19 protein-coding genes and 3 pseudogenes are annotated in these 21783 nt (G+C 57.6%); 7 read left to right on the top strand and 15 right to left on the bottom strand.

Going from position 1 to position 21783, the window contains the following annotated elements:
- Both BMON_RS09880 and BMON_RS10555 read left to right on the top strand, forming a co-directional pair.
- Window positions 1–179: pseudogene (locus BMON_RS09880) on the top strand (IS256 family transposase); the annotation flags it as partial.
- A 26-nt stretch (window positions 180–205) separates the two neighbouring features.
- Window positions 206–352 (top strand): type IIL restriction-modification enzyme MmeI, encoded by a 147-nt coding sequence (locus BMON_RS10555; protein ID WP_152595837.1) that lies wholly within the window; start codon window positions 206–208, stop codon window positions 350–352.
- A gap of 53 nt (window positions 353–405) precedes the next feature.
- On the opposite strand, the gene BMON_RS03750 is transcribed toward BMON_RS10555, so the two are convergent.
- From BMON_RS03750 to BMON_RS03760, 3 genes are read right to left on the bottom strand one after another with little or no spacing between them, the layout of a single operon-like run.
- Window positions 406–954: a recombinase family protein gene (locus tag BMON_RS03750; protein ID WP_034885279.1), complete on the bottom strand. Its 549-nt coding sequence runs from the start codon at window positions 952–954 to the stop codon at window positions 406–408.
- Between the two features lie 2 nt (window positions 955–956).
- Window positions 957–1289, bottom strand: coding sequence for a hypothetical protein (locus tag BMON_RS09220; protein WP_152595818.1), 333 nt, complete (start codon window positions 1287–1289; stop codon window positions 957–959).
- A 16-nt stretch (window positions 1290–1305) separates the two neighbouring features.
- Window positions 1306–1551, bottom strand: a complete 246-nt coding sequence (locus tag BMON_RS03760) for a hypothetical protein (RefSeq protein WP_033513631.1) — start codon at window positions 1549–1551, stop codon at window positions 1306–1308.
- A 281-nt stretch (window positions 1552–1832) separates the two neighbouring features.
- Between BMON_RS03760 and BMON_RS10350 the strand changes: the two genes are divergently transcribed.
- The 3 genes from BMON_RS10350 to BMON_RS03775 all read left to right on the top strand — a co-directional run bounded on the left by BMON_RS10350 (window position 1833) and on the right by BMON_RS03775 (window position 5379).
- The gene (locus BMON_RS10350) at window positions 1833–2168 is read left to right on the top strand and encodes a glycoside hydrolase N-terminal domain-containing protein (protein WP_033513632.1); all 336 of its coding nucleotides are present in this window, start codon (window positions 1833–1835) and stop codon (window positions 2166–2168) included.
- A gap of 112 nt (window positions 2169–2280) precedes the next feature.
- On the top strand, window positions 2281–4182 hold the full coding sequence (locus tag BMON_RS09225; RefSeq protein ID WP_237745316.1) for a glycosyl hydrolase family 95 catalytic domain-containing protein: 1902 nt from the start codon (window positions 2281–2283) through the stop codon (window positions 4180–4182).
- A 177-nt stretch (window positions 4183–4359) separates the two neighbouring features.
- Window positions 4360–5379 (top strand): LacI family DNA-binding transcriptional regulator, encoded by a 1020-nt coding sequence (locus BMON_RS03775; protein WP_033513634.1) that lies wholly within the window; start codon window positions 4360–4362, stop codon window positions 5377–5379.
- A 238-nt stretch (window positions 5380–5617) separates the two neighbouring features.
- Here BMON_RS03775 and lacZ read toward each other — a convergent pair whose 3' ends face one another.
- Entirely contained in the window at window positions 5618–8689 is a 3072-nt protein-coding gene (lacZ, locus tag BMON_RS03780) for a beta-galactosidase, LacZ type (protein ID WP_033513636.1), read from the bottom strand.
- Window positions 8690–9021: 332 nt separating this feature from the next.
- Between lacZ and BMON_RS03785 the strand changes: the two genes are divergently transcribed.
- Window positions 9022–10545: a glycoside-pentoside-hexuronide (GPH):cation symporter gene (locus BMON_RS03785; protein ID WP_033513637.1), complete on the top strand. Its 1524-nt coding sequence runs from the start codon at window positions 9022–9024 to the stop codon at window positions 10543–10545.
- A gap of 184 nt (window positions 10546–10729) precedes the next feature.
- Here BMON_RS03785 and BMON_RS09885 read toward each other — a convergent pair whose 3' ends face one another.
- The 10 genes and pseudogenes from BMON_RS09885 to BMON_RS10250 all read right to left on the bottom strand — a co-directional run.
- Window positions 10730–10996 carry a helix-turn-helix transcriptional regulator gene (locus BMON_RS09885; protein WP_123645440.1) on the bottom strand — a complete coding sequence of 89 codons (267 nt, stop codon included), beginning with the start codon at window positions 10994–10996 and terminating at the stop codon, window positions 10730–10732.
- A gap of 85 nt (window positions 10997–11081) precedes the next feature.
- Window positions 11082–11432: a hypothetical protein gene (locus tag BMON_RS03790; RefSeq protein WP_033513638.1), complete on the bottom strand. Its 351-nt coding sequence runs from the start codon at window positions 11430–11432 to the stop codon at window positions 11082–11084.
- Between the two features lie 126 nt (window positions 11433–11558).
- Entirely contained in the window at window positions 11559–11873 is a 315-nt protein-coding gene (locus tag BMON_RS03795) for a hypothetical protein (RefSeq protein ID WP_033513639.1), read from the bottom strand.
- A gap of 1791 nt (window positions 11874–13664) precedes the next feature.
- The gene (locus BMON_RS10355; protein WP_237745317.1) at window positions 13665–15116 is read right to left on the bottom strand and encodes an AAA family ATPase; all 1452 of its coding nucleotides are present in this window, start codon (window positions 15114–15116) and stop codon (window positions 13665–13667) included.
- Complete coding sequence (mobF, locus tag BMON_RS10360; RefSeq protein WP_237745318.1) at window positions 15113–16222, bottom strand: MobF family relaxase; 1110 nt, start codon at window positions 16220–16222, stop codon at window positions 15113–15115. Before mobF ends, BMON_RS10355 begins: the two co-directional genes overlap by 4 nt.
- Entirely contained in the window at window positions 16213–16449 is a 237-nt protein-coding gene (locus BMON_RS03805; RefSeq protein WP_033513640.1) for a hypothetical protein, read from the bottom strand. The genes mobF and BMON_RS03805 overlap by 10 nt, the downstream gene beginning before the upstream one ends.
- Window positions 16450–16749: 300 nt before the next feature.
- Window positions 16750–17412: a hypothetical protein gene (locus BMON_RS03810; protein WP_237745319.1), complete on the bottom strand. Its 663-nt coding sequence runs from the start codon at window positions 17410–17412 to the stop codon at window positions 16750–16752.
- A gap of 273 nt (window positions 17413–17685) precedes the next feature.
- Window positions 17686–18627: an IS3 family transposase gene (locus BMON_RS03815; protein ID WP_081882861.1), complete on the bottom strand. Its 942-nt coding sequence runs from the start codon at window positions 18625–18627 to the stop codon at window positions 17686–17688.
- Entirely contained in the window at window positions 18627–18926 is a 300-nt protein-coding gene (locus tag BMON_RS03820; protein ID WP_034885282.1) for a transposase, read from the bottom strand. The genes BMON_RS03815 and BMON_RS03820 overlap by 1 nt, the downstream gene beginning before the upstream one ends.
- Before the next feature lie 52 nt (window positions 18927–18978).
- Window positions 18979–19254: pseudogene (locus BMON_RS10250) on the bottom strand (family 1 glycosylhydrolase); the annotation flags it as partial.
- Window positions 19255–19414: 160 nt separating this feature from the next.
- On the opposite strand from BMON_RS10250, the pseudogene BMON_RS09530 reads away from it, so the two are divergent.
- A pseudogene (locus BMON_RS09530) lies at window positions 19415–19870 on the top strand (Cna B-type domain-containing protein); the annotation flags it as partial.
- A gap of 539 nt (window positions 19871–20409) precedes the next feature.
- On the opposite strand, the gene BMON_RS09535 reads toward BMON_RS09530, so the two are convergent.
- Window positions 20410–21759, bottom strand: a complete 1350-nt coding sequence (locus BMON_RS09535; RefSeq protein WP_034254647.1) for an FAD-dependent oxidoreductase — start codon at window positions 21757–21759, stop codon at window positions 20410–20412.
- Window positions 21760–21783: the final 24 nt, after the last annotated feature.

Below are 21783 nucleotides of genomic sequence, written 5' to 3' on the forward strand. Positions count from 1 at the left end.
ATCGAACGGCTGRAMCGGGAGATCCGCAGGACGAACCCGCGTGGTCGGCGCTTCCCCGACGGCAGGAGCGCTTGATGCTCATCAGCGCCAGAATCAGATACGTCACCGCCAACGACTGGTCGGCCCGACGCTACCTGGACATGTCCCGACTTCACGACACCATACAGGAAGCGAGTTGAACATCGTGCCATGACAGGCAGAAACAATTTGCGCAAGATTCCGGGCACTACCCGAGCAGCTGGACCGACTCGTTGATAGAGCCTTCGGGGCAGAGAAACCATGCCAGACGGACGAGGAGCGCCTCGCGATTCTCTTCGCGCGGTACAAGGAGCTCAAGGACGTCAGAGCGTAGTTAGTTATATAACTAACTAGTTGCATTGCCGTGCACGGTTCATAAATGCACTCTCATGCCTTTATGACGCTGTATATGGTCTGTCTGCTGACGTGGTACTGGTCGGCTATCTCCTGCACCGTGAGGGTTCGGCTTTGATAGAGTTCGCGGATGCGCGTGCGCTGTTGCTCGGTGAGCTTGGAGGGTCGGCCGCCCTTACGCCCACGTGCCCATGGCCGCCCGCAATCCCGCTTGGTGCGTTCCCGAATCAGATCGCGCTCGAACTGCGCCATCGCGGCGAACACATTGAAGACCAGGATGCCGCCGGGCGTGGTGGTGTCCATGTTCTCCGTAAGGCTCCTGAACCCCACTCCCCTGGATTGCAGCAGGTTCATCAAGTCCACGAGATTCTGCACGCTACGCCCCAACCGATCCAGCTTCCACACGACGAGCGTGTCCCCGTCGCGGATCACATCGAGCAGGCGATCCAGTTCGGGCCGGTGCGCCTTCGCGCCCGACGCATGATCGGTGAACAGCCGTTCACAGCCGGCCTTGTCGAGCGCGTCGGTCTGCAACGCCTCGTTCTGTTCCAGAGTGCTTACCCTGGCGTAACCGACGATCATGGTCAGGCGGCCTGCAACCGGTGGTTCTGGTGCTTCATCTCCTGCTCGATGAGCATGCGCAGATACTCGGACTTGTTGCGCAATCCCGAACGTTCACGCTGCTCGTCCACGAAGGCAGCCATCGACTCGGAAGCCTTGAAATGAATCTGCACGCTCTTCTCCCTGGGCTTGTCCCCCAGGCGAGGCCTGCCCATCAATACAGCCACGGCATCCGCAACATTATCGGTGCCGGCCGCCTCCATCAAATCGTGATCGGCCTCAACCTGAGCCTGGGCGCCGGTACTCTCCACCGCCTGAGAATCATCCCACTGCCACGTCTCGTCCTGCAATGCCATGAGGTTCACCTACCTTTCAATCCTTGTCCCAGAAGCCACCCTGTTCGGCGTTCACATGGAACACCACGATGCCCTGCCCCGGAATGACCTTCATCATGACCTCGATGCTCGGCACCAGCGGGTCACCATGGTGCAGTCCAGTGAACTTAAGATAGCGTTCACCGCTCCGCACCAGCACCTTACGACGAATCAGATGCTGATACGCAAACAACACATCGGCGACCGTGTAACCATGGCGCTCGGCCGAGCGGGCAAACACCATTCTTGAAGACATGACATAAGTATAGCACACTTTCGTGCTACGTGCAGGTTCTTATGTGAAGAAACTCAACCCAATCAAGCGATTACTGCACTCTGATTCTTGCACGGGTTTCTATACACGTTTCAGTATGAAAAAAAGGCCTGGATCGGCAGGCCGTGGGATTGTCTAGAAAACGTTCGATTCAGGGACACTGAAGTATCGGCCATAACGATTTATCTGGATGGCGCAAGGATGCGACCGATGATCAGTCGCGTGGCCGCCGCGCGCATAAAGGAGCTGTCATGAAGCTTGTATTCCATGGAACCTCATCACACTGGGAGGAGGGCATCCCGCTCGGCAACGGCCGAATGGGAGCGGTTCTGTGCTCCGAACCCGAAACGGACGTGCTATATCTCAATGATGACACGTTATGGTCCGGCTATCCGCATGAGGAGACCGCGGCACTGACACCGAAGATCGTCACGGCCGACAGACAGGCAGTGTTCCGCGACGACTACGCGGCTGCGACGCGAATCATCGGGGAAACCACCCTGCAGGAAAGGGACGAGCAGATGTTCGAACCGTTCGGAACGGCTCGAATCCATTATTCGGCCCCTCGGGCAAACGTAACGGCATAATATGACGTCTGGATCTCGCTAGGGCCATCGCCTCCGAGACATTCCGGATAAGCTCTGGCACGTCTCAGTCGAATCATGGTGCAGCAAACCCGACGATACGTTGATCTACAGCATGACGTCGAGCGAGGCCATCAATGTGGGCATCGACGTATCCGGCAAATTCCTCAGACAATCCAAAACATCTTTGCAGTCCGGCTCCGATGCACGAAAAGCAACCCTCATCGTCATGGGACGGATGCCCGGCCTTAACATCGGCCTGCTACCCCACCCTTCCGACAATCCCTGGGAAGATGAACTGAACGGGACCGGAATGGCGTACGCCGGCGCTCTCTCTGTCACCGTCGAAGATGGCGACATCCAAGCGAGCGGCAATGTCCTGCACTGTTCGAACGTTACCGGACTGCTGTTGCGTTTCCGCAGCATGAGCGGATTCCGCGGAAGCAACGAACAGCCCGAACGCGATATGACGGTCATCGCTAATCATCTTGAGAAGTCCCTCACCGAATGGCAGTCTGATTCACAAACGTTGCTTGACCGCCATATCGCTGACTACCGGCAGTACTTCGATAGGGTCTCCGTACATCTCGGCCCCGCACACGAAGATGACGTAGAGGTGCCGTTCACTGAAATCCTGCGTTCAAGAACAGGGAATGCGCCACACCTCTTGGAAAAGCTATCGGAAGCGATGTTCGACTTCGGACGGTATCTGCTGATCTCCTCGTCCAGGCAGCACACTCAACCGGCCAATCTACAGGGCCTATGGAACCATAAGGACTTCCCAAACTGGTATGGCGCGTATACGACGAACATTAATGTCGAGATGAACTACTGGATGACCGGCCCCTGCGCATTACAGGAGCTTATCGAACCACTTGTTACCATGAATGAGGAACTTTTGGACCCTGGCCATGGAGTGGCCGAGCATGTTCTAGGGTGCCGCGGATCCGCCGTCTTCCACAATGTGGATATTTGGCGCAGAGCGCTACCAGCGAACGGAAATCCAATGTGGTCATTCTGGCCATTCGGACAAGCATGGATGTGCCGCAACCTGTTCGACGAGTACCTGTTCAATCAAGATAGCTCGTATCTGGCCCGCATCTGGCCGATCATGAAGGAAAGTGCCCGATTTTGCATGGATTTCCTGTCGGACACGGAACATGGGCTTGCCCCCTCTCCCGCTACTTCTCCAGAAAACTACTTCCTGGTCAACGACAAGTCAGCCTCTGTCGCCCGAAGCAGCGAGAACGCCACGGCCATCGTGCGCAATCTGCTCAATGACCTTATTCGAGCATCACAGGATGTGGAAGCCCTCGGCGAAAAGGACAGGAATCTGGTTCAAGAAGCGAAACATATCTGCGCGCAGCTGGCTGAACCGCAGATAGGTACGGATGGCAGAATCCTCGAGTGGAACGATGAATTCGTCGAAGCCGATCCCCATCATCGTCACCTATCGCACCTGTACGAGCTATATCCAGGGGTAGGCATCACATCGAAGACCCCACGTTTGGAGAAGGCCGCGAGGAAATCCCTTGAAATACGTGGCGACGACGGTTCTGGCTGGAGCATCGTCTGGCGCATGATCATGTGGGCCCGCCTGAGGGACGCGGAACATGCCGAACGCATCATCGGCATGTTCCTACGCCCTGTCGACACTGATGCCGAAACCGATCTGCTTGGCGGAGGCGTGTACGACAGCGGCCTATGCGCGCACCCTCCATTCCAGATCGACGGCAATCTCGGCTTTCCGGCAGCATTGTCGGAAATGCTTCTGCAAAGCCATGACGGATTGATTCGGCTTCTTCCCGCGCTGCCGGAAGATTGGAAGGAAGGCAGTTTCCGAGGTCTCCGCGCAAGAGGCGGAATACTAGTGAACGCGTCATGGACGGCAGAGACGTTGGCATATTCGCTACGCTGCTCGGAACCGATGGAGATCACTCTGATCGCCGAGGGAACCAACATGGCACATGTCAAATTATCTCCCGATGCACCGTTTGAGGGTGTCATCCATCGATAGGATCCGATGGCACCCCGAATCGAAAAAGCTGGCCATATTCCCTGTCATTGAGAAACATGGCCAGCATCATTTTTTCGGAAAGAAAAACCACCCCGCGATACACATATTGCATGACACAACATGATAAAATTGTTACTAAACACGTTTAGTCATCAGATTGCAAGGAGGTAGGTTTCCATGGCTACGATCAGGGAGATCGCGGAAAAGACGGGCTTGTCCCAAGCGACCGTATCGAGAGTGCTCAGCGACGATCCGACATTCTCGGTGAAGGAAACCACCCGGCAGAAGATTCTGAGTGCCAGCTTGGAAATGGGCTACGAGAGCGTGCCCCAATACCAGCGCATCACCATACCCCAGCGCATCGCCATACTGAACAACGTCATTCCGGACAAGGGATTGCAGGACGCATACTTCGACGAGCTCAGATCGTCGTTGTACAGATACGCCGAGGCCGAACGCATGAGCGTGACCGAATACCACGAGGTGAGCGATCTGATCGATGAGCGGACCAAGTACGCGGGCTTCATCTCGATTGGTCCCGCCCTGTTCGAAGGGGACCTGCTGCGTCGGCTGCATGCGGCTCTCCCCCATTGCGTGTTCATCGACATCAATCCGGCACCGAACCTGTTCGATTCCGTCCAGCCGGATCTGGAACAGACCATCCTGGACGCGCTGGACGCACTGATGGATGCCGGGAACCGCCGTATCGGCTTCATCGGCGGGTTCGGCAACATCATGGGAGACCATGAATACCCCGAGGATCCGCGCGCATTCGCGTTCCGCAGTTGGGCCGTCCGGCTCGGTCTTGATATCGACGGCCTTGTCCTGGACGAGGGGCCATTCACCATGGATAACGGCCGCATGCTGGGAGAAAGGCTCGCAAGCGAGCATGCCAACGATCTTCCCGACGCTCTAATCGTTGCGGCCGATCCACTCGCAGTAGGGGTCCTACAGGCGTTCTCCGCAGCCGGAATCCTTGTTCCGCGGGACATTCGGTTGATCAGCATCAACAACCAGGAAATCGCGAAATACACATCACCGGCGCTTTCCTCGTACGATATCGACAAGGATGAACTGGCCAAGGCGGCCGTGTTCATGCTTTCGGAGGCGTTGTCGACGACGCACGTCGTAAACCGGCATATGAGGATTTCGACCAAACTAGTCGTCAGGGACAGCTTCGTGCCGTCCAAGCACTGACATGGCGCAATGATGGGAAAGGACGTGGATTCCCGCTCCGGGGGATCCACGGCCTTTCGCTTCCTGATATGAAGAAGGGGCATGGTGGCTGGAAACATGCGAAATGACGTCATGCCCCTTCAAGACACCGCCGTAGGCATGCACCAGCGCCTTGTGGCAGTGTCTTTCCCGACATCGCGCGAAGGAGATGCGCGGCGTCGGGAAAGAGTTGGTCCGGCCCGTCGCGCACGGACCGCCGTCAGATCAGTTCGAGATCAACGTCGAGGCTGATCGGCCGGTCGGCGGGAATCTGGTATTGCGGGTGTACCGGCGACATCCAGGAATCGTCGCCGCCAACGCCCATCTGGGCGGCGAGCACGCGCAGGAACATATGCTTCGGCACGGGCAGCTCGTCCTGATGCTGCGCCTCCTCGAGCATGAAGCTCGAATACGGCTGCAGGCTCATCGCGAACGGGTCCGCCCCGGCCGCGCGGTTTACGCGCAGGCCATGGCCATGCCCGTCGGTGATCTCCGCCCAACGTACCTCTTCATGATTGCCGGTCTCCTGCGGCATGAGGTACGGCGCGTGGTCGGCGAACGCGTCGGTGCTCCAGATGCCCAGCTTGGCGTGCTTGCGATCCCGGTACGTCTCCTCCGGACCGGCACCGAAGAAACGCAGCCTGGAGTATTCGACCGGCAGCGCCCATTCGATGCCGAAGGCCGGCATGGTCGGCAGTTCGCCTTCTTTGCCCGGATAGTTGACGCGCAGGTTCACACGGCCGGTGGTGTCGGCGGTGTAGGCAACCGTCACCCGGGTGCGTTGCGGGGTGGCCAGCTCGTACACGTAGGTCGCCTTCAACGTATCGTCGTCGACCTGTTCGATCTCGTTGCCCACGCAACGGGCGTAACGGCCGGCGCCCAGCCACTGGACGCGTTCGAAGCCGTGGCCGGCGCCGCGGTCGTTGTCGGTGAGCGCGCGGAACGTGGTGATCGTCGGACGGCGAAGCACGAATTCACGGCCGTCGAAGGCGTAGGAGACCATGCCGCCCTGGGTGCGGGAGAACAGCATTTCGCGACCGGAACCCTGCACGCCGGCGTTCCAACGTCCGACGGTCACGACGCCGTCTATGGGCTTCTTGGCTTCCGCCATCGGTCTCATACCGTCGATGACGGCCTGTCCGAACGACAGCTCGTAGCCCGCCGGGGCCCAATCGGTCGGCTCGGCGAGACGTTGCGAGACCTCAAGCACCAGCTCCTTGGCATCCGCGCGATACTGGTCTACAGGCCAGTCGATTGCGAAGGATGCTGTCTCGTTCGCGGGGACATCGAAACGGCGGTCGGACTGCCATACCGGTTCGCCATCGGCCAGCACGCGCAACGCGAACACGTAGCCACCTGTCGAAGTGAACAGGTTGTCGTTCCTGACGACCACGCCGCTCTCGGTTACGTCCAAGTGCACGTTGGCGTACAGCTGCTTGACTTCCTGCGCTTTCGGCGTGGGACGGCGGTCGGCGAACACCAGGCCGTCACCGGAGAACTCGTAGTCGCTCGGCCTGTCGCCGAAGTCACCGCCGTAGCACAGACGCTCGGTGCCGTCCGACTGCCTGGCGAGAATCGCCTGATCGATGAAGTCCCAGATGAATCCGCCCTGATAGTGCGGGTAGCGTTCGAGTGCGGTGTATTCGTCCATGTTGCCCACGGAGTTGCCCATCGCGTGCATGTATTCGCACAACAAGTACGGTTTCTTCGGATCGTTCTTCAAATATTCCTCGACCGCGTCGGCATGCACGTACATGTGGGTTTCGATGTCGCTCACGTCATCGTAGTCACGGTTGTGGGTCACGCCTTCGTAGTGCACCGGACGGTTCGGATCGATGTCGTGCGCGTGCCGGTACATGGCGCGGAACACGTCTCCCGCATACGATTCGTTGCCCAGCGACCAGATCAGGACGCTCGGATGGTTGTAGTCACGGCGCATCATGCTGTTGACGCGGTCCACGCAGGCGCCTTCCCACTGCGGTTTGCTGCCCGGAACGGCGGTCTCCTCGGTCAGTACATCGCCCGGCAGGCACCAGCTGCCGTGGGTCTCGAGATTGGTCTCGTCAATCAGGTAGATGCCGTATTCGTCGCACAATTCGTACCAATAATCCTGGTTCGGATAGTGCGATGTGCGGATGGCGTTGATGTTGTGCCGCTTGCAGAACATCACGTCGTCGATCATGTCCTGCTTGGTGATGGCGCGACCTCGTTTGGCGTCGAATTCATGGCGGTCGGCGCCCTTGAAGACGATGCGCCTGCCGTTGATGGTCATGATGCCGTCTTCGATGCGGAAACGACGGAAGCCGATTCTCTGCACTGCCACTTCGGCGATGTTGCCGGCATGGTCGATGATGATGACATCAAGCTCGTAGAGAGCCGGATTCTCGGCGCTCCACGGAGTGACGTCCTGCAAGGAGCCGGAAGAAATCGAGGTCCGTCCGTCGACGCAGTGGGCGGTCTGCCAGACCACGTCGCCATCGGCGTCCTTCAGGGTCGCGGAGATGGTGGCCGCGTCGGCGGCGTTGCGCACAGACAGAACGGCATCGAAGGAGGCCGTACCGGTCTTGGCGTCGTAGTCCGTCTCGATCTGCATGTTGTCGATGTGCACGTGCGGCTGTGCGGCGAGTTCCACGGAACGGAACAGGCCGTGCAGCCGCCAGAAGTCCTGGTCCTCCAGCCAGGAGGCACTTGAATACTCGTAGCAGGCCACCGCCACGACGTTCTCGCCGTCGTGCAACAGGTCAGTGACGTCGAATTCGTTCGGCGTGAACCCGTCCTCGCCATAGCCGGCGAACAGGCCGTTGACCCACACGTAGATTGCGGTCGCCATGCCATGGAACACGATGGAGACGGTGCCGCCTGCGGCCTTGGCGCCGGCCAGTCGGTCGGAGACCGTGAATTTCCTGCGGTAGAGCGCCACATGGTTGCTTTCCGGCACGTTCGGTTCGAGCGGGTTCTCGTGGCCGTCCCACGGGTACTGGATGTTCACGTACTTGTGGTTCATCAGACCAGCCGTCTGCAGGTGTCCCGGAACCTGGATGCGTTCGAATGCGGAGTCGTCGAAGTTTTCGGCCACGAACGGCTCCTCATGGAAGTCGATGTCGGAGGCCTGCACCACCTCCACCCGCCATTCGCCGTCGAGGCTCTGCCTGAGATCCGAACGTTCATCGCCCTGCGGCATGTGCGCGTAATAGCGATGTTCCGAATGTGCCGGCACGCGGTTGACCGCGAAGATGGTGGGGTCGGTGAGCCAAGCTTCCGAGGCGTTCTCCACGCGGGTCTCTTCTGTCATGATTCCTGCTTTCCTTTAAACATTACGTCGTTGTCAATGTATCCAAGAGCGCTAAACTCTTTTACTTGGATAATAAACCATTATTACTCATAATGCAAATCATGTTTTAGCTTTATCTTACTGACAATATTCAAACGATTGCATGTCAGGACAGTTTCCCTTTTCCGTCATATCACATCAGTCGCAACACACTTTCGACACGCCGCGAAAGGCAAACGTTACTAATGTTTTTTACTTTTTTCCGTAAACATCGTATACTCTAGTCTCGAGGTATACTCTAGTCTCGAGGTCAATGGGTGATCTTCACTCCGACTCTTCTAAGGAGAAAAGCAATGAGCAATGCAACCACCGCAGCGGACGGTGAGGTCCGTCGCGGAAAGCTCGGCCAACGCATCGCATACGCATGCGGCAACCTCGGCCAGGCCGCCTTCTACAACGCGCTCAGCACATACTTCATCGTGTATGTGACCAGCTCCCTGTTTTCCGATGTCGACAAGGCCGTTGCGGCTAAACTCATCGGCATCATCACCAGCCTCGTCGTGATCATCCGCATCGCGGAGATCTTCATCGATCCGCTGTTGGGCAATATCGTCGACAACACCACCACCAAGTGGGGCCGTTTCCGCCCATGGCAATTCATCGGAGGCCTGGTTTCGTCCGTGCTGCTTGTCGTGATCTTCTCCGGCATGTTCGGCCTGGTCAACGTGGACCAGACTTGGTTCATCGTGCTGTTCGTCATCACGTTCATCGTGCTCGACGTGTTCTACTCGCTGCGCGACATCTCATACTGGGGCATGATCCCGGCACTGTCCTCCGACTCGCACGAGCGCTCCACCTATACCGCGCTCGGCACTTTCACCGGCTCCATTGGCTACAACGGCATCACCGTCGTCGTGATTCCGATCGTCACCTATTTCAGCTGGATGTTCAGCGGCTCCCACACGGAAAACCAAAGCGGCTGGACTTCCTTCGGCATCATCGTGGCGCTGCTCGGCATCCTGACCGCGTGGACCGTCGCGTTCGGCACCAAGGAGAGCCAGAGCACCTTGCGCTCCAAGGCCCAGGATAACGGCGGCCCTCTCAAGGCGTTCAAGGCCCTATTCCAGAACGATCAGCTGCTGTGGGTCGCCCTGAGCTACCTGCTGTACGCCATCGCCAACGTGGCCACTACCGGCGTGCTGGTCTTCCTGTTCAAGTTCGTGCTCGACAATCCGGCGGCCTACTCGGTCACCGGCATCATCGCACTGGTCGCCGGCCTGATCATGGCCCCGCTGTATCCGATTCTGAACAAGCGCATTCCGCGCCGCTGTCTGTACATCGGCGGCATGACCTCCATGATCATCGGTTACATCCTGCTTGGCATCTTCGACGATAACATGATTATGGTGTTCGTCGCGCTCGTCCTTTTCTACGTGCCGAGCACGCTCATTCAGACGACCGCCATCCTGTCCCTGACCGACTCCATCGAATACGGCCAGCTGAAGAACGGCAAGCGCAACGAGGCGGTCACCCTGTCCGTGCGACCGATGTTAGACAAGATCGGCGGCGCGATGTCCAACGGCATCGTCAGCTTCATCGCCATCGCCGCAGGTATGGCCGGGAACGCCACCGCGGCCGACATGACCTCCTCCAATATCACCACCTTCAAGACTTGCGCCTTCTATGTGCCCTTGGCCCTCATCGTCCTAAGCCTGCTGGTGTTCTGCTTCAAGGTCAAGATCGATGAGAAGATGCACGCCAAGATCGTCAAGGAACTCGAGACCAAGCTCGCCTCCGGCGAGATCGTCGACGAGGAAGCGCAGACCGCGGAAATCGTCGAAGCCATTGACGGAGAGACGAAACCCATCAAGGAATGACGGAATGGTGCGATAGAGACCCCACCTCTATCGCACTAGGAGGAGGCCCGTCCAAGGTCCAACAAGACCTTGGACGGGCCTTCTTCGTTATCCGATCGCGAGGATCTCGTCAAAAAACTCCGACAATCCGAAAGCTTCCATCGCTCCTCAAAGACATGCCGTGCCGAATCTCGCCTTCAACACTTCACGGTTCCGCCGGATTCCCGTGTCCGGCAGCTGATCTCGTTCGCCTTTCCGGTATAGAGGGGTTTCTCGCCGCCTGTGCAGATAAACCCAACTCGTCGATTTCATACTTCTTTCTGTCCGGCACAGTCATTACACCCAAAAGAAAGTCAGTAGATATGTTGAGGGCTTTTGCGATGCGGATGATATTTTCCTCGCAGGGTTCGTCTGTTTTTCCGCTCGGAAAACGACTGAGAAGGCTGTCCTTGCAGCCGATTTTGTTGGGCAAGTTCCATCCGGGAAACATTGCAACGCTTCATCAAATCGGAAAGCCTTTGCCGGACATTGCCGGGTAGGAATACAGTCTCCATCCATCAGGCGAATATTCGACGATCTTCGAACATCTCCTCGATCTGCTTCGCGATCCATTCGGGCAATAGTGGTTCCTTCTTTTCCGCATCAGGACGTTGACCCACGGAAAGGACCGGCGGCTTCCCGGTCAGGTGTACCTCACGATTCGCATCCCGAATCGGAGCCGGCTTGAATGCGGTCGCGGAATGGAGCAGAGATTCCAGTTCCTTCGGGAAGGGCGCGTCGCTGACCCTGTACTTGCGCACAAGCCTAGACACGTACATGCGAAAATCATTCGGTTCCCCGTCAAGTCCGAATTTGACGAGCTGGACAATTCCATTGCTGGATTCCGGATACTGTTCCGTGATGTTCAATCATCATGCATTGGTATTTCAGGACATGGGGAAACCCGTGGCACGTTTTTCTTTCGCTCAGACGAAAAATGTGCCGGACCGATAGGTCGCCCCTATGATCGTCGGCATCCCCCCCGCCAGATGAACCTACGCAATCACCGTCGATGGTTCGTGCCGGAGTATGTTTCGTATCAGGGCGCTCATGTCGCAGACCGGCAGATAGCGGGTGACGATGGTCCAGATGATCGCAACCTCGATCAGGCCGACGACGACGGTCACGGTTCCCCATACAAGTTGCATCCACAGTCGTGGGCCCATAGCCGCCCGACCGGTCACGCCGGCGATCACGACGAGGACGATGAGCGCCGATGTCAGTAGTGTGATGTCCCAATCGTGGAACCATTGGCTTGCCAGGACGAGCCAATGCGTGAGTGATCCGAGCAATCCGGTGATGGTTGCCATGTCCGCCGTCCTTTCCGGTTTCCGAGGTCCTTTCCTCCCCTTCCACATGCTTTACGGCCGATGCCGGCCGATTCGCGTCTACGTGGCCCGCTTAACAAGGAGACGGGCGGCTGGACGTTGCGGCATGGACGACGTGGACATCCCCGGATCATCGGGCTTATATCCGCAACCCGTTACGCGGCTTGTCGGAAGGCCTCCGTGATGGCTGCCATGCCGTTGTCTCTTCCGGTCTCGTCGACGTTTCCTCCGCATGATTGATGGCCGACATGTCCCGGCCTGCCGATGGCCGGTGCCGTCTGCCGGGGTTGACGACGCCGTCGGTGTGGTTGATCCGCCCGTCGAGGTTGGCCCAATGCTGTTCCTGCCGTCCGCTTGACGTGGGCGGTCGCTCCCCCAGCGGATCATCTTCCTCGTCGACCTGCCACATGGCCCGGTAGACGACGACGTCGCGGAACAGGGTCGGGTCGTCGGCCGATGCTTCGAGTATCCGTCCGGTCCATGGCTGGTTTGAGGCTTGTGCGTCGCGGACGAGTTCGCCCACTTTCAGTTCGATGAGTCGTTCGTTCTGTCTTACGATGTCGAGTTCGCTGCCGTGCCGGCTGGCCCGGATGCGCGGGATGACGCCGGCACACCATTCCTCGTGGACGGTGCCGTTCACCCGGTCGAGCAGTCCGGCGTTGAGCCGTCCCGCGATGGTGGCGGCCCAGTCGGGTTCCACGGGCCGGCTTTGCCCTCTCATGCCGGGATTCTCCTTGAGGATCCTTCCCTCTTCCCTGCGTAGTTCACGCCATTGGGGGAACAGGCTCTGGTCGAAGCCCTTGACCGGCTGGCACAGGCCGTCGAGTATGGTCTTGACCGCGGGGATGCAGGAATGGTCCACGTCGATGGTGATCGCCTTGCCGTCGAGCGTGTCGGCGAGAGCGTAGGGAATGTCGCTGCGTTCGAGGATCTCCGTGACGTATCGCGCCTGTTCGGAGTCCCTGCTGACGTCCATGTCGATACGGTATGTGGTATCGTCCATCCGGTCGGGATGCAGAACCCTGGCGATTCGCGCTATCTTCCCGACGAGCTGGTCGCGGTCAAGCCGACGGCCTTTGAGACGGTCGGGGTCGAGCGGCTGGCCGATGATCGCGAAGGCGCGTTTCGCGTCGGTCATGTAGGCGCGTGACCAGACGCCGCGGAGCCATTCGTAGCTTGGGCTGCGGGTGATTTTGTCGACGGTTTTGGGATCGTGGCGTCTGGCGAGCATGGCGTTGAGGTGAGGGCCGGAGATGAGGCCGGCGGCGTAGTCGTGTTCGCACATGAGCCGTTTGAGGTTCATGCGGTCCGTCCGTTCACGTTCCAGGGTTTCGGTGGCGGTCGCAGCGTCGGGATGGTTGAGCAGGCTTGCTTTCATACGCGACATGGCGATGGCCTTGGGGTCCGTCTCGACGCCGGAGAGTTGGTGTCTGATCTTGCGTTGCTCCTCGTCCGGGCAGGCGTAGTAGAAGTGGTTCTCCTCCTTGCCTCTGCTGCCTGCGACGTATTGCAGGTTGCATGGGGTGTTCGCGTCGGACGGGAACAGTACCGCGCAACGGTCCACGGTCATGCCCTGGCAGCGGTGTACGGTGCAGGCGTATCCGGCTTCGCATCCCGTTTCGAGGAATTCCCGCGGGATCTCCCAACGGCTGCCGTCGGCCAGGCTTACGCATGAGACGTCCCGCCGTCCGACGTTTTCGATGCGGAACGTCATGCCGTTTTCTATCGTCCGGCCGTCATGGGATGTGACGTCGTCTTCGTTCTTCCTGCACACTATCTGGTCTCCTCGGCCGACGTCCAGGCCGTCGCGGAGCGCGAAGGTTTTGGCGGGGTCGGCTTCGCTTTGCCCTTTGGAACGTCGTTCGAGGATGAACCGTCTGTTGATGTCCCTGACCTGATCCCTGGTGCCGGCGATGAGCAGGGTGCTTTTGCCCTGGTCCTGCCATTCGATGCACTGGACGTAGGACTCCTCCTCCAATTGCACGTCCTCTCCCCAGTGGAGCCGGTCGTGGTCCACGTACCGTTGCACGAGCCGTTCGCATGAGGCGACGCTTTCGGGATCGGCGCGGTCGCCGCCTTTCCTGAGTTCGAGCGTCGCCCGTCCCTCGCCTTCCCATCTGCGGATGGAGTCCCTTCCGCCGTGGGGTCCCCGTCCCATTTGTCGGCCTTGGAGGTGAACCGCCACAGGCTTGAGAGCATCTGATACATGCCGTGCCGTTCCATCCAGCCGAGCATGCCGCCGACTCCGGAGACGCTGTCGAGTTGGAGCGGGTCTCCGGTCAGGGTGACCTTGGCTCCCATGAGTTCGGCCATTCTTGATATCTGGGCCATGTGCCTGGTGTCGACCATGCCGGCCTCGTCGATGATCACGAGCTGGTTCGGCCGGATGGAGTAGGTGCTTTCCTCGGCGAGGATCCGGCTCAGCCGCATGCGGCAGGCGAGTCTTTGGACCGGGTCGGGCGTCGACCGGATCTGCTGGTCGAGCACGGCGATGTCGCGTCGGTGTCGCTCGATCTGGTCGATGTCGTTGTGGTAGAGGAGTTTGGCGATGGTGATGCTGTTGCATCCGATGCTGTTCCTCAGTTCGCCGACGGCCCTGCGGCTGGTCGCCAGTCCCAGGACGCTGTCGGGACCGTATTTGGCGCGCCATGCGTCCGCCACCGCTCGCATGGTGGTCGTCTTTCCCGTGCCTGCCGGTCCGATGACCGCGCCGACCATCCTGGGATTGGACAATGCGTAGACAGCGGCTTCGAACTGGTCGGCGGCCAGCGGGTATCCTCCGTTCCGCCTGGCCTGCTCGTTCCATCCTTGCAGCCATATGCGGGCCTCGTCCGCGGTGAATCCGGTGACGGCCGGCTTCCCGGCCTGTCCGATCATATAATGTTCGGCGTCGAGGATCTCCTGGCTGGTGTATAGGTCGAGCTTGTCGTCGTCGAACACGCTTACGCCGTTGCCGTTGGTGAGGGTGGGACTGTCCTTGGCGTCCTGCGGGATCCGGTATCTGCCGGGTGTGAATTTGACGCATCGTGCGAGGGCGAGGTCCGCGATCCGGTTGGCGACGATGATCCGCTGTTCGGGGTCGATGCGGACGCTTCTGAGGAGTCGTTCGGCTTCGGCCCTCACGTTGGTCTTCTTCCATGTGGTCCGGCCTTTGGATACGTTGCGGTAGGACAGGTCGACGAGTTCCCGTTCGAGTTGGAGGCCGTTCTTGCCCGTCCGGCTCATGTCGGCGATCTGGTCGAGCGGAGCCGGCTGATGTCCTCCTGGCAGGTGGAGTCGATGTGCAGCATGCTGGTCTTGCGGGAGTTGACGGTGTCCCACACGTGCCGGATGTCGATGTCGGGCGCCGTCTGCCCGAGTTTCTTCCACCAGTGCCGTTGTTTTTCCGCGAGGCTGGGTTGGATTTCCGGTTTCGCCTTCCTGGTGGCCTGCCATACTTCCAGGTCGATCTGCGCGCGTCGTTGGAAGCTGACGGGCCGTCCGGTCTGGGCCTCTTCCTGTTGGACCCGCTGCTCGACCTGTTTCGCGATCTCACTGTGACGGCCGCTGAATGCCTCGATGAGTTCGGCGGGTACCCCGTCCACCTCGTTGATGACGGATTTGGTTCCCTGTTCGTTGACCTTGGTGGTCCAGGTCCATCCGAATCGTTGGGTGAGCAGGTCCTGGAGGAGGTTCTCGTGGATTTCGGAGATCTCGACCATGCTGGAGTACAGTTTCCTGCCGTCGAGCGCGGTCCATACCCCGTCGGAGCTTCTGCGCACGCGGTTGGATATGGTGATGTGCTTGTGCGGTTGCGGGTCGCCGTCACGGGTGTCGAAATGGTCGAACACGAATCCGGCGACGCCGTCGCATGCCACGGATGCGACCCCGCCTTGCCCCTCCCGCGTCGAAGCGTATTCGTCTTTGAGGTAGGCGATGGTCATGTCCGTGGCTTTCTGGAGGCATTCGTCGATGCCCCTGCGTGTTTCCGCGTCGCCGAACGCCCATAGGATGCTGACGCTTTTCGGCTGCCTGGTGGTGTAGTCCCAGCCGGCGACCGGCGGTTCGCCGTCGTCGCCCTTGGTGAGTTTCACGTCGCCCAGGAATCTTCCCGTTGACGGGTCACGACTGTTGTTGATGAGGCTGCGGACCGTTTTCGACGATGCCGTCCGTCCGACGGAGCCTCCCAGGAGTTCGGCGCCGGAACCTATCCACCGTCCGGGCGGGTTGCCCTTCGCGGTGTAGTATCCGCTTGGTCCCGTGCCGACCGTAGCCCCGTCCGCGTCGAGTGCCTCCATGATGTCGTGCAGCGTGTATTCCGCGTTCGCGAGTTTGGTGAGGTTCATTGCCATGTCGTTTCCTCTTTGCGCAGTTCGTCGATGTAGCCTCCCTTGGGCGCGTCGTCGATCAGATCCCTGTCCGACGTTGCGGCCAGTCTGAGCAGGAGGTCCGCATTGTCGCGGAACGTCTGTTTGAGCCTGCCGGCCTGTTCGCCCAGGGTTCTTTCGTGTTCCTTGCATGCCCTGATGCGTGTCCTGAGGTCCTTCGTCTCCTTCTTCAGCCGTTGGAGATGCTCCATGCCGGCCCGCTGCCGGCCGGCCTCCCGCACGTTCCTTCTCTCACGGTACCGTCGCTGCCGGCATCGGCGGCTGCAGTATCGCGGCACGGGTCCCCTCCTGGGCTTGCACACGGGCCTGCCGCACACCTCGCATACGCCCGCGATGGTCCTGTCGCCGGCACGCCACGCGCCGCGACGGCATTTGCCCGAACAGTATCCGTCCTCCCATACCTGCGTATGCTTCCCGCAATGCCTGCAGATCCCGTCTATCCGATGTACCGCCATCTGTCCTCCCTTCGAATCCGGATCCTTGCCGTGTCGTCACTTGAACCGCCACGGGCCCGGATCCCATTGGCCGCCGACATGGTCCTCGGCCCATAGCCGCTGCAGCGCCTTGACGTCCGAGAACGTCCGCCGGCCCCGACCGTCCTCATGATCCAGATCGTCGCGGTACTCGTCCTCCATGCCCTCCATCGGCAGGGCCCATTCCCCGGCGCCCACGCGGGTCAGCGTGCCGTCCTCACTGCATTCGGGATCATGCTCCCAGAATGCGGTGTGGGTCCAGCCGTCACGTCGGGCGATGAGCGCCACTGTCCGTCGGCCCAGCATCCGGGTCAGGTCCACGGCCCATGGCTCCCGATATTGGATGAGCGCGGACGGCATGACGTTCATGGCGGCGATCATGCACCGGTACGACACGAGCAGCGTGGCGGCCAGGACCCGGTCGTGCTCGTCCGCGAGCTCGTTGCGGTTCTCGATCTGCCACCGCCACTGGTTCGCGGCCCGTTTGCGGTCCTCCAACGCTTCGAGGAACATGGCCTCGACACGCTCCTCGTTCTCCTCGGCCGCACGCCTGCGCCTGATGGTCCGGATCCGGTCCTTGCACCCTCGATGGCTCTTCAGCCATGCCCCGTTCACCTTGCTGCGCTCCGTCACGGGCCTGCCGCAGGCCTCGCACACGGGCGGTTTTTCACTGTCATCCATGCCCATCCCACGCGGATTCCCATACGGTTTGTCGCGATATCGGGCGAAAACCCATCTAAACACGTCACACGACCTACGAACGACGCCGTTCCCGGCGTCCCCCAACGGGGTGGGTGCAAGACACGCATGGTTGTCGTTTGGTGATGTTGGGTTTTCTGGTTTGTTGGTTTTGGGGTCTTTTTCTGGTCTTCTGGGTTTTCTGGCTTGGTTGTGGTGTGGGTGCTTGTTTTTCTGGTTCTTTCTGCTTGGTCTGTGAAGTGGACTGGTTTTTGTTCACGCTGTTTTGTTGGTTTTTGGGGCGATTGATATCGCCTGGCGTTGATGATACAGGGTTTCGACTTCGCATGGTGTCCGGTAGCCGAGGCTTTCATGGAGACGTTGGCTGTTCCACCAGGAGACCCATGGGAACGTGGCCTGTTCCAACGCGTGCACGGACCCGAATGGCTTGGATCGGCGGATCAGTTCGCCCTTGTACGCGCCGTTGACGGTTTCGGCCAGCGCGTTGTCGTAGGAGTCGCCCACGCTGCCGGTGGATGCGAGGATGCCTGCTGGTGTCAGGTGCGTGCCGTACAGGGCACTGATGTATTGGGTGCCATGATCACTGTGGTGGATCGGGCCTGTGGTCCGCCCGTGCCGGGCCGTCCAGCTGATGGACCGGTCCAACGCGACCAGGGGCAACGTCCTGGTGTGCCGGCTCGCGGCGACGGCCATCCCACGATCCTTGTGGCGTACGCGTCGGTGACGAACGCCACATACGCGAACGAGCCGGACGCGAGTCGTGACGATGGTGATGTCGGCCACGTGCAAGCGTCCAGGAGCCTCGGTGGTGAACTGCCTGTTCACCAGGTCCGGCCTGCCGCCCGTGCTTCTGGCGGGTCGCGTGGTGATCGGGTTCCGTCCCCGACGCACCCCCTGGATCCTGAGGGAGCGCATCACGTGCAGCACCTGGTCACGCCCGATCCCACGCCATCCCCGGCGGATCAGCCGACGATGGACCTTCCGATACCCGTACACCGCCATGAACCGGTGCGCGTGGATCACCATGATGTCACGGGCCAGCGTCTCATGGGCGAGCACGCATCCTGCTGGCGGCACGGGCTTTGACCTGCCGGTATGCTCTGGCGGTGAGCAACCGCCAGCCAGCGCAGCCCGCGGGACCGTGCGGATCGGCCCGACCCCGAACCGGTGGCGATGAGTGTCGATGTACTCGACCATCAACGTCGTGTCGGGTCGGGCCGTGAGGCGAAAAAAGCCGACGCGCTCGACGGGATCCCGTTCGCCCGACGCAGCTGCGCATTCTCCCGACGCAGCCGCCTGAGCTCGCCGGACCCCTCGGGACCCGCCGTGCCTGCCGTATCAGCCTTGGCCTGCCAGCGGCGCAATGATTCCGCCGCCACACCCGGATCCTTCGCCACGCCCTGCAACGCCTTCGTCTCCGACGCGTAATTCCCCCGGGACTCGGCCAACAGCCTGACGGCCCGGTCCCTGAACTCCTTGGCATATCTCGTACGCATAATTCCATCATTCCTTATCTGGGGGAAATCAGGAACAAAACCCAGTCCACATCACATCATCATAAAACTTTAATCCGGCTTCGTTAGGTTGCGATTTATCACCATTTGGAAAAATTCGTGACCATGCAATTGAGAAACGGTAACACTTGAAACCCATTTCGGCAAACAGTGCAATATCTTCTTTGTAATGATGATAGAAATCAATACCTTCATGGTTTGGATAGGTGTACTTATCTGTATCGATCGTCCAGTCAAAATCTGATTGACTAACGATTTTAAATCGGTCTTTGCCACCTGGTAACGCATCCGCAATCGATAAGCCACGACCACCTTGCACTATCTATGGGTTGTTACGTGATAGTTACCAATTGAAAGAGGTCAGTTCACCTAAGGGATATCAATTAGCAGATACGGTAATCGTAACTTCTACAAATTTTGATTCAAAAGGGGCCGTTATTAAAATTATCGATAAGATTGAGAAAACCTCAGTTTCAGGGACGAAGACTTGGAGGGATAACAACAATCAAGATGGAGTCCGTCCAAGTTCAATCACGGTAAACTTATTGGCCAATGGTCAACAAGTTGCAAGCAAGAAAGTTAGTGCCAGTGATAACTGGCAGTACAGTTTCGACAACTTAGCTGCTTATGCTAATGGTCAGAAGATTACCTACACAGTTACGGAAGATGCAGTTGCGGGGTACACCAGTACTGTTGATGGTTACAATATTACTAATACCCATAATCCGACAACGTCTAAGGAACCTCAAGTTCCTAATAATGGGAATAAGGTAACACCAAAGGATTTCACTCAAGGTAAAATGCACGATAAAACAAGTAGATTACCTCAAACAGGTGATGGATCATCAATGGGTATGATGTTAATTGGAATAGTGACGTTATTGCTAAGCTTAGGTTTAGTAGTTATAAGTAGATTTACTATTTGATCATGATTGAATGATCGTAAGCACTCCACAACGAACCGGGTTGAATCTTAACCATTGATGGTATCTCAGATCCCTGGGTTCAAACAAAAATAGCGGGCGACCAACGCAGTTTTCTGCGTTGGTCGCCCGCTTTGGTTTCTCTATTAAACACGACACGTGTCCTGAATTTCTGGAGCCCCCGGTGAATAAGCCTCAATATCTGGCGTGTTACGTTGCGTGTAAACCGTTAGTAATGGTTAAAAATACTTAAAGACGTCCAGTTTATTTAATTTTTCCATTTGTACAATACCAAACCAGATCGTATTAGCCTTTGCGCCTGCCGTTGGTTTTGTGAACAGACTTATTCTTTCGCACCAGCGTGGTAGAGTAGATCAGTTGCTCATCGTGGTTATTGTGTAAAGGTGGATCACAATGCTCAAAGATCTGGTAAACCCGGTCCTTTAGATTAAGGGCATTGTTAATCACATTGCGAAATAATTTTAACGGTGATTTCTTGATTGTTTCCTCGATTAACTAGTCGGCTTTGTGTTTCTAGGGCGTTAGCTTTTCACAACCGGGGTCTTAAAAAGATCATTCAAGGCTTCAGACATTGTTGGATGAGTATAGATCATGTCGCGTAATCTTTCGTAAGGTAATTTGGCCTTCATTGCCAATGCAATTAGATTGATGGTTTCATGAGCCTCAGCGGCATACAATGTTGCCCCTAAAATAAGGTGTGTTTTTTGATCAACGATTACCTTATAAAGCCCGCGTTGATCCTCCAAGACACGGGCCTTTGGAATCGCCTTGACTGATAGCTTGAAGGTTTGTAAAACATAACCTGCACTCTTAGCTTGACGTTCATTTAAGCCGACGTTAGCCAGTGGTGGATTTAGGAACGAAGCAGTCGGTATCACCATTCGATCGGCCGTTGAGCGATCTCCCTTATCAAACAATTGATCTACAATAATACGAAAATCATCCAATGAGACATAAGTGAACATAGGACCGCCATTAACGTCGCCCAAAGCCCAAACGTTTTGTACTGTGGTCCTTAAATGATCATCGACCTGAATAGCACCACGACTGGTTAAAGCAATATCGGTATTTTCTAGCCCTAAACTATTTATATTAGGCCGTCGACCGACTGCAACCAATACCGCATCAAATTTCGCAGTGTTGGTTTGATCACCTTGTTGATAATATAATGTAACCTTCTCACCATTATCTTTTACTTGAGTTAGTTGAGTCGCCGGTTTAATCTCGATCCCGGCATCAGTCAGATCTGCTACGACCTCGGTCGCAATATCAGGATCTTCGCGCTCTAACAATCTGGTATGTTGGTCGAAAATCGTTACATGCGTACCAAAGGAATTAAACATTCCAGCAAATTCAAGGCCAATATAACCGCCACCAATAATTGCTAGTCGTTTCGGTTGTTTCTCCAATTCCATAGCTTCTTTAGACGTAAAAATCCGCTGACTAAATTCTAACCCTGGGATTGATGGCCAATTTGGAACTGCTCCAGTATTAATAAAGATACGTTCACCTCTCACCTTCTTAGTCGTTCCATCACTCATTACGACTGCCAAAACATAATTGTCGATAAAACGGGCTGACCCATCCCAAACCGTTGCTAGTGGCTCATCAGCCACCATGTGATAGTTTTTGTTTCGCAACTGTCTAGTCATCTCACCACGCTTATTAACTGCTGTAGTGAAGTCCACGCCACGTTGGCCATTAAAAATTAAATTTTTAGATGGTAGGCAGCCAACATTGATGCAAGTTCCTCCGTACATTTGTTTAGACCGTTCAATCAGAAGCACGGTCTCATCATGCTGCGCCAAGTACTTAGCTAATGTCTTACCCGCCTTACCAAATCCAATAATAATATTTTTAAATTTATCCATTGTTTTACCCGCCTTTTACTAGTC

Origin of the sequence: Bifidobacterium mongoliense DSM 21395, assembly GCF_000741285.1 — a bacterium.
Taxonomy (GTDB): domain Bacteria; phylum Actinomycetota; class Actinomycetes; order Actinomycetales; family Bifidobacteriaceae; genus Bifidobacterium; species Bifidobacterium mongoliense.

Bases quoted from the DNA above. Each gene is read 5' to 3' on its own strand.
- BMON_RS09220 (WP_152595818.1), bottom strand. From the start codon at position 1,289: ATGGCATTGCAGGACGAGACGTGGCAGTGGGATGATTCTCAGGCGGTG.
- BMON_RS03785 (WP_033513637.1), top strand. From the start codon at position 9,022: ATGAGCAATGCAACCACCGCAGCGGACGGTGAGGTCCGTCGCGGAAAG.
- lacZ (WP_033513636.1), bottom strand. From the start codon at position 8,689: ATGACAGAAGAGACCCGCGTGGAGAACGCCTCGGAAGCTTGGCTCACC.
- BMON_RS03815 (WP_081882861.1), bottom strand. From the start codon at position 18,627: ATGGTCGAGTACATCGACACTCATCGCCACCGGTTCGGGGTCGGGCCG.
- BMON_RS03760 (WP_033513631.1), bottom strand. From the start codon at position 1,551: ATGGTGTTTGCCCGCTCGGCCGAGCGCCATGGTTACACGGTCGCCGAT.
- BMON_RS10355 (WP_237745317.1), bottom strand. From the start codon at position 15,116: ATGAGCCGGACGGGCAAGAACGGCCTCCAACTCGAACGGGAACTCGTC.
- BMON_RS03775 (WP_033513634.1), top strand. From the start codon at position 4,360: ATGGCTACGATCAGGGAGATCGCGGAAAAGACGGGCTTGTCCCAAGCG.
- BMON_RS10350 (WP_033513632.1), top strand. From the start codon at position 1,833: ATGAAGCTTGTATTCCATGGAACCTCATCACACTGGGAGGAGGGCATC.
- BMON_RS09225 (WP_237745316.1), top strand. From the start codon at position 2,281: ATGACGTCGAGCGAGGCCATCAATGTGGGCATCGACGTATCCGGCAAA.
- BMON_RS03820 (WP_034885282.1), bottom strand. From the start codon at position 18,926: ATGCGTACGAGATATGCCAAGGAGTTCAGGGACCGGGCCGTCAGGCTG.
- BMON_RS03805 (WP_033513640.1), bottom strand. From the start codon at position 16,449: ATGGAGCATCTCCAACGGCTGAAGAAGGAGACGAAGGACCTCAGGACA.
- BMON_RS03810 (WP_237745319.1), bottom strand. From the start codon at position 17,412: ATGGATGACAGTGAAAAACCGCCCGTGTGCGAGGCCTGCGGCAGGCCC.
- BMON_RS03750 (WP_034885279.1), bottom strand. From the start codon at position 954: ATGATCGTCGGTTACGCCAGGGTAAGCACTCTGGAACAGAACGAGGCG.
- mobF (WP_237745318.1), bottom strand. From the start codon at position 16,222: ATGGCAATGAACCTCACCAAACTCGCGAACGCGGAATACACGCTGCAC.
- BMON_RS09535 (WP_034254647.1), bottom strand. From the start codon at position 21,759: ATGGATAAATTTAAAAATATTATTATTGGATTTGGTAAGGCGGGTAAG.
- BMON_RS03795 (WP_033513639.1), bottom strand. From the start codon at position 11,873: ATGGCAACCATCACCGGATTGCTCGGATCACTCACGCATTGGCTCGTC.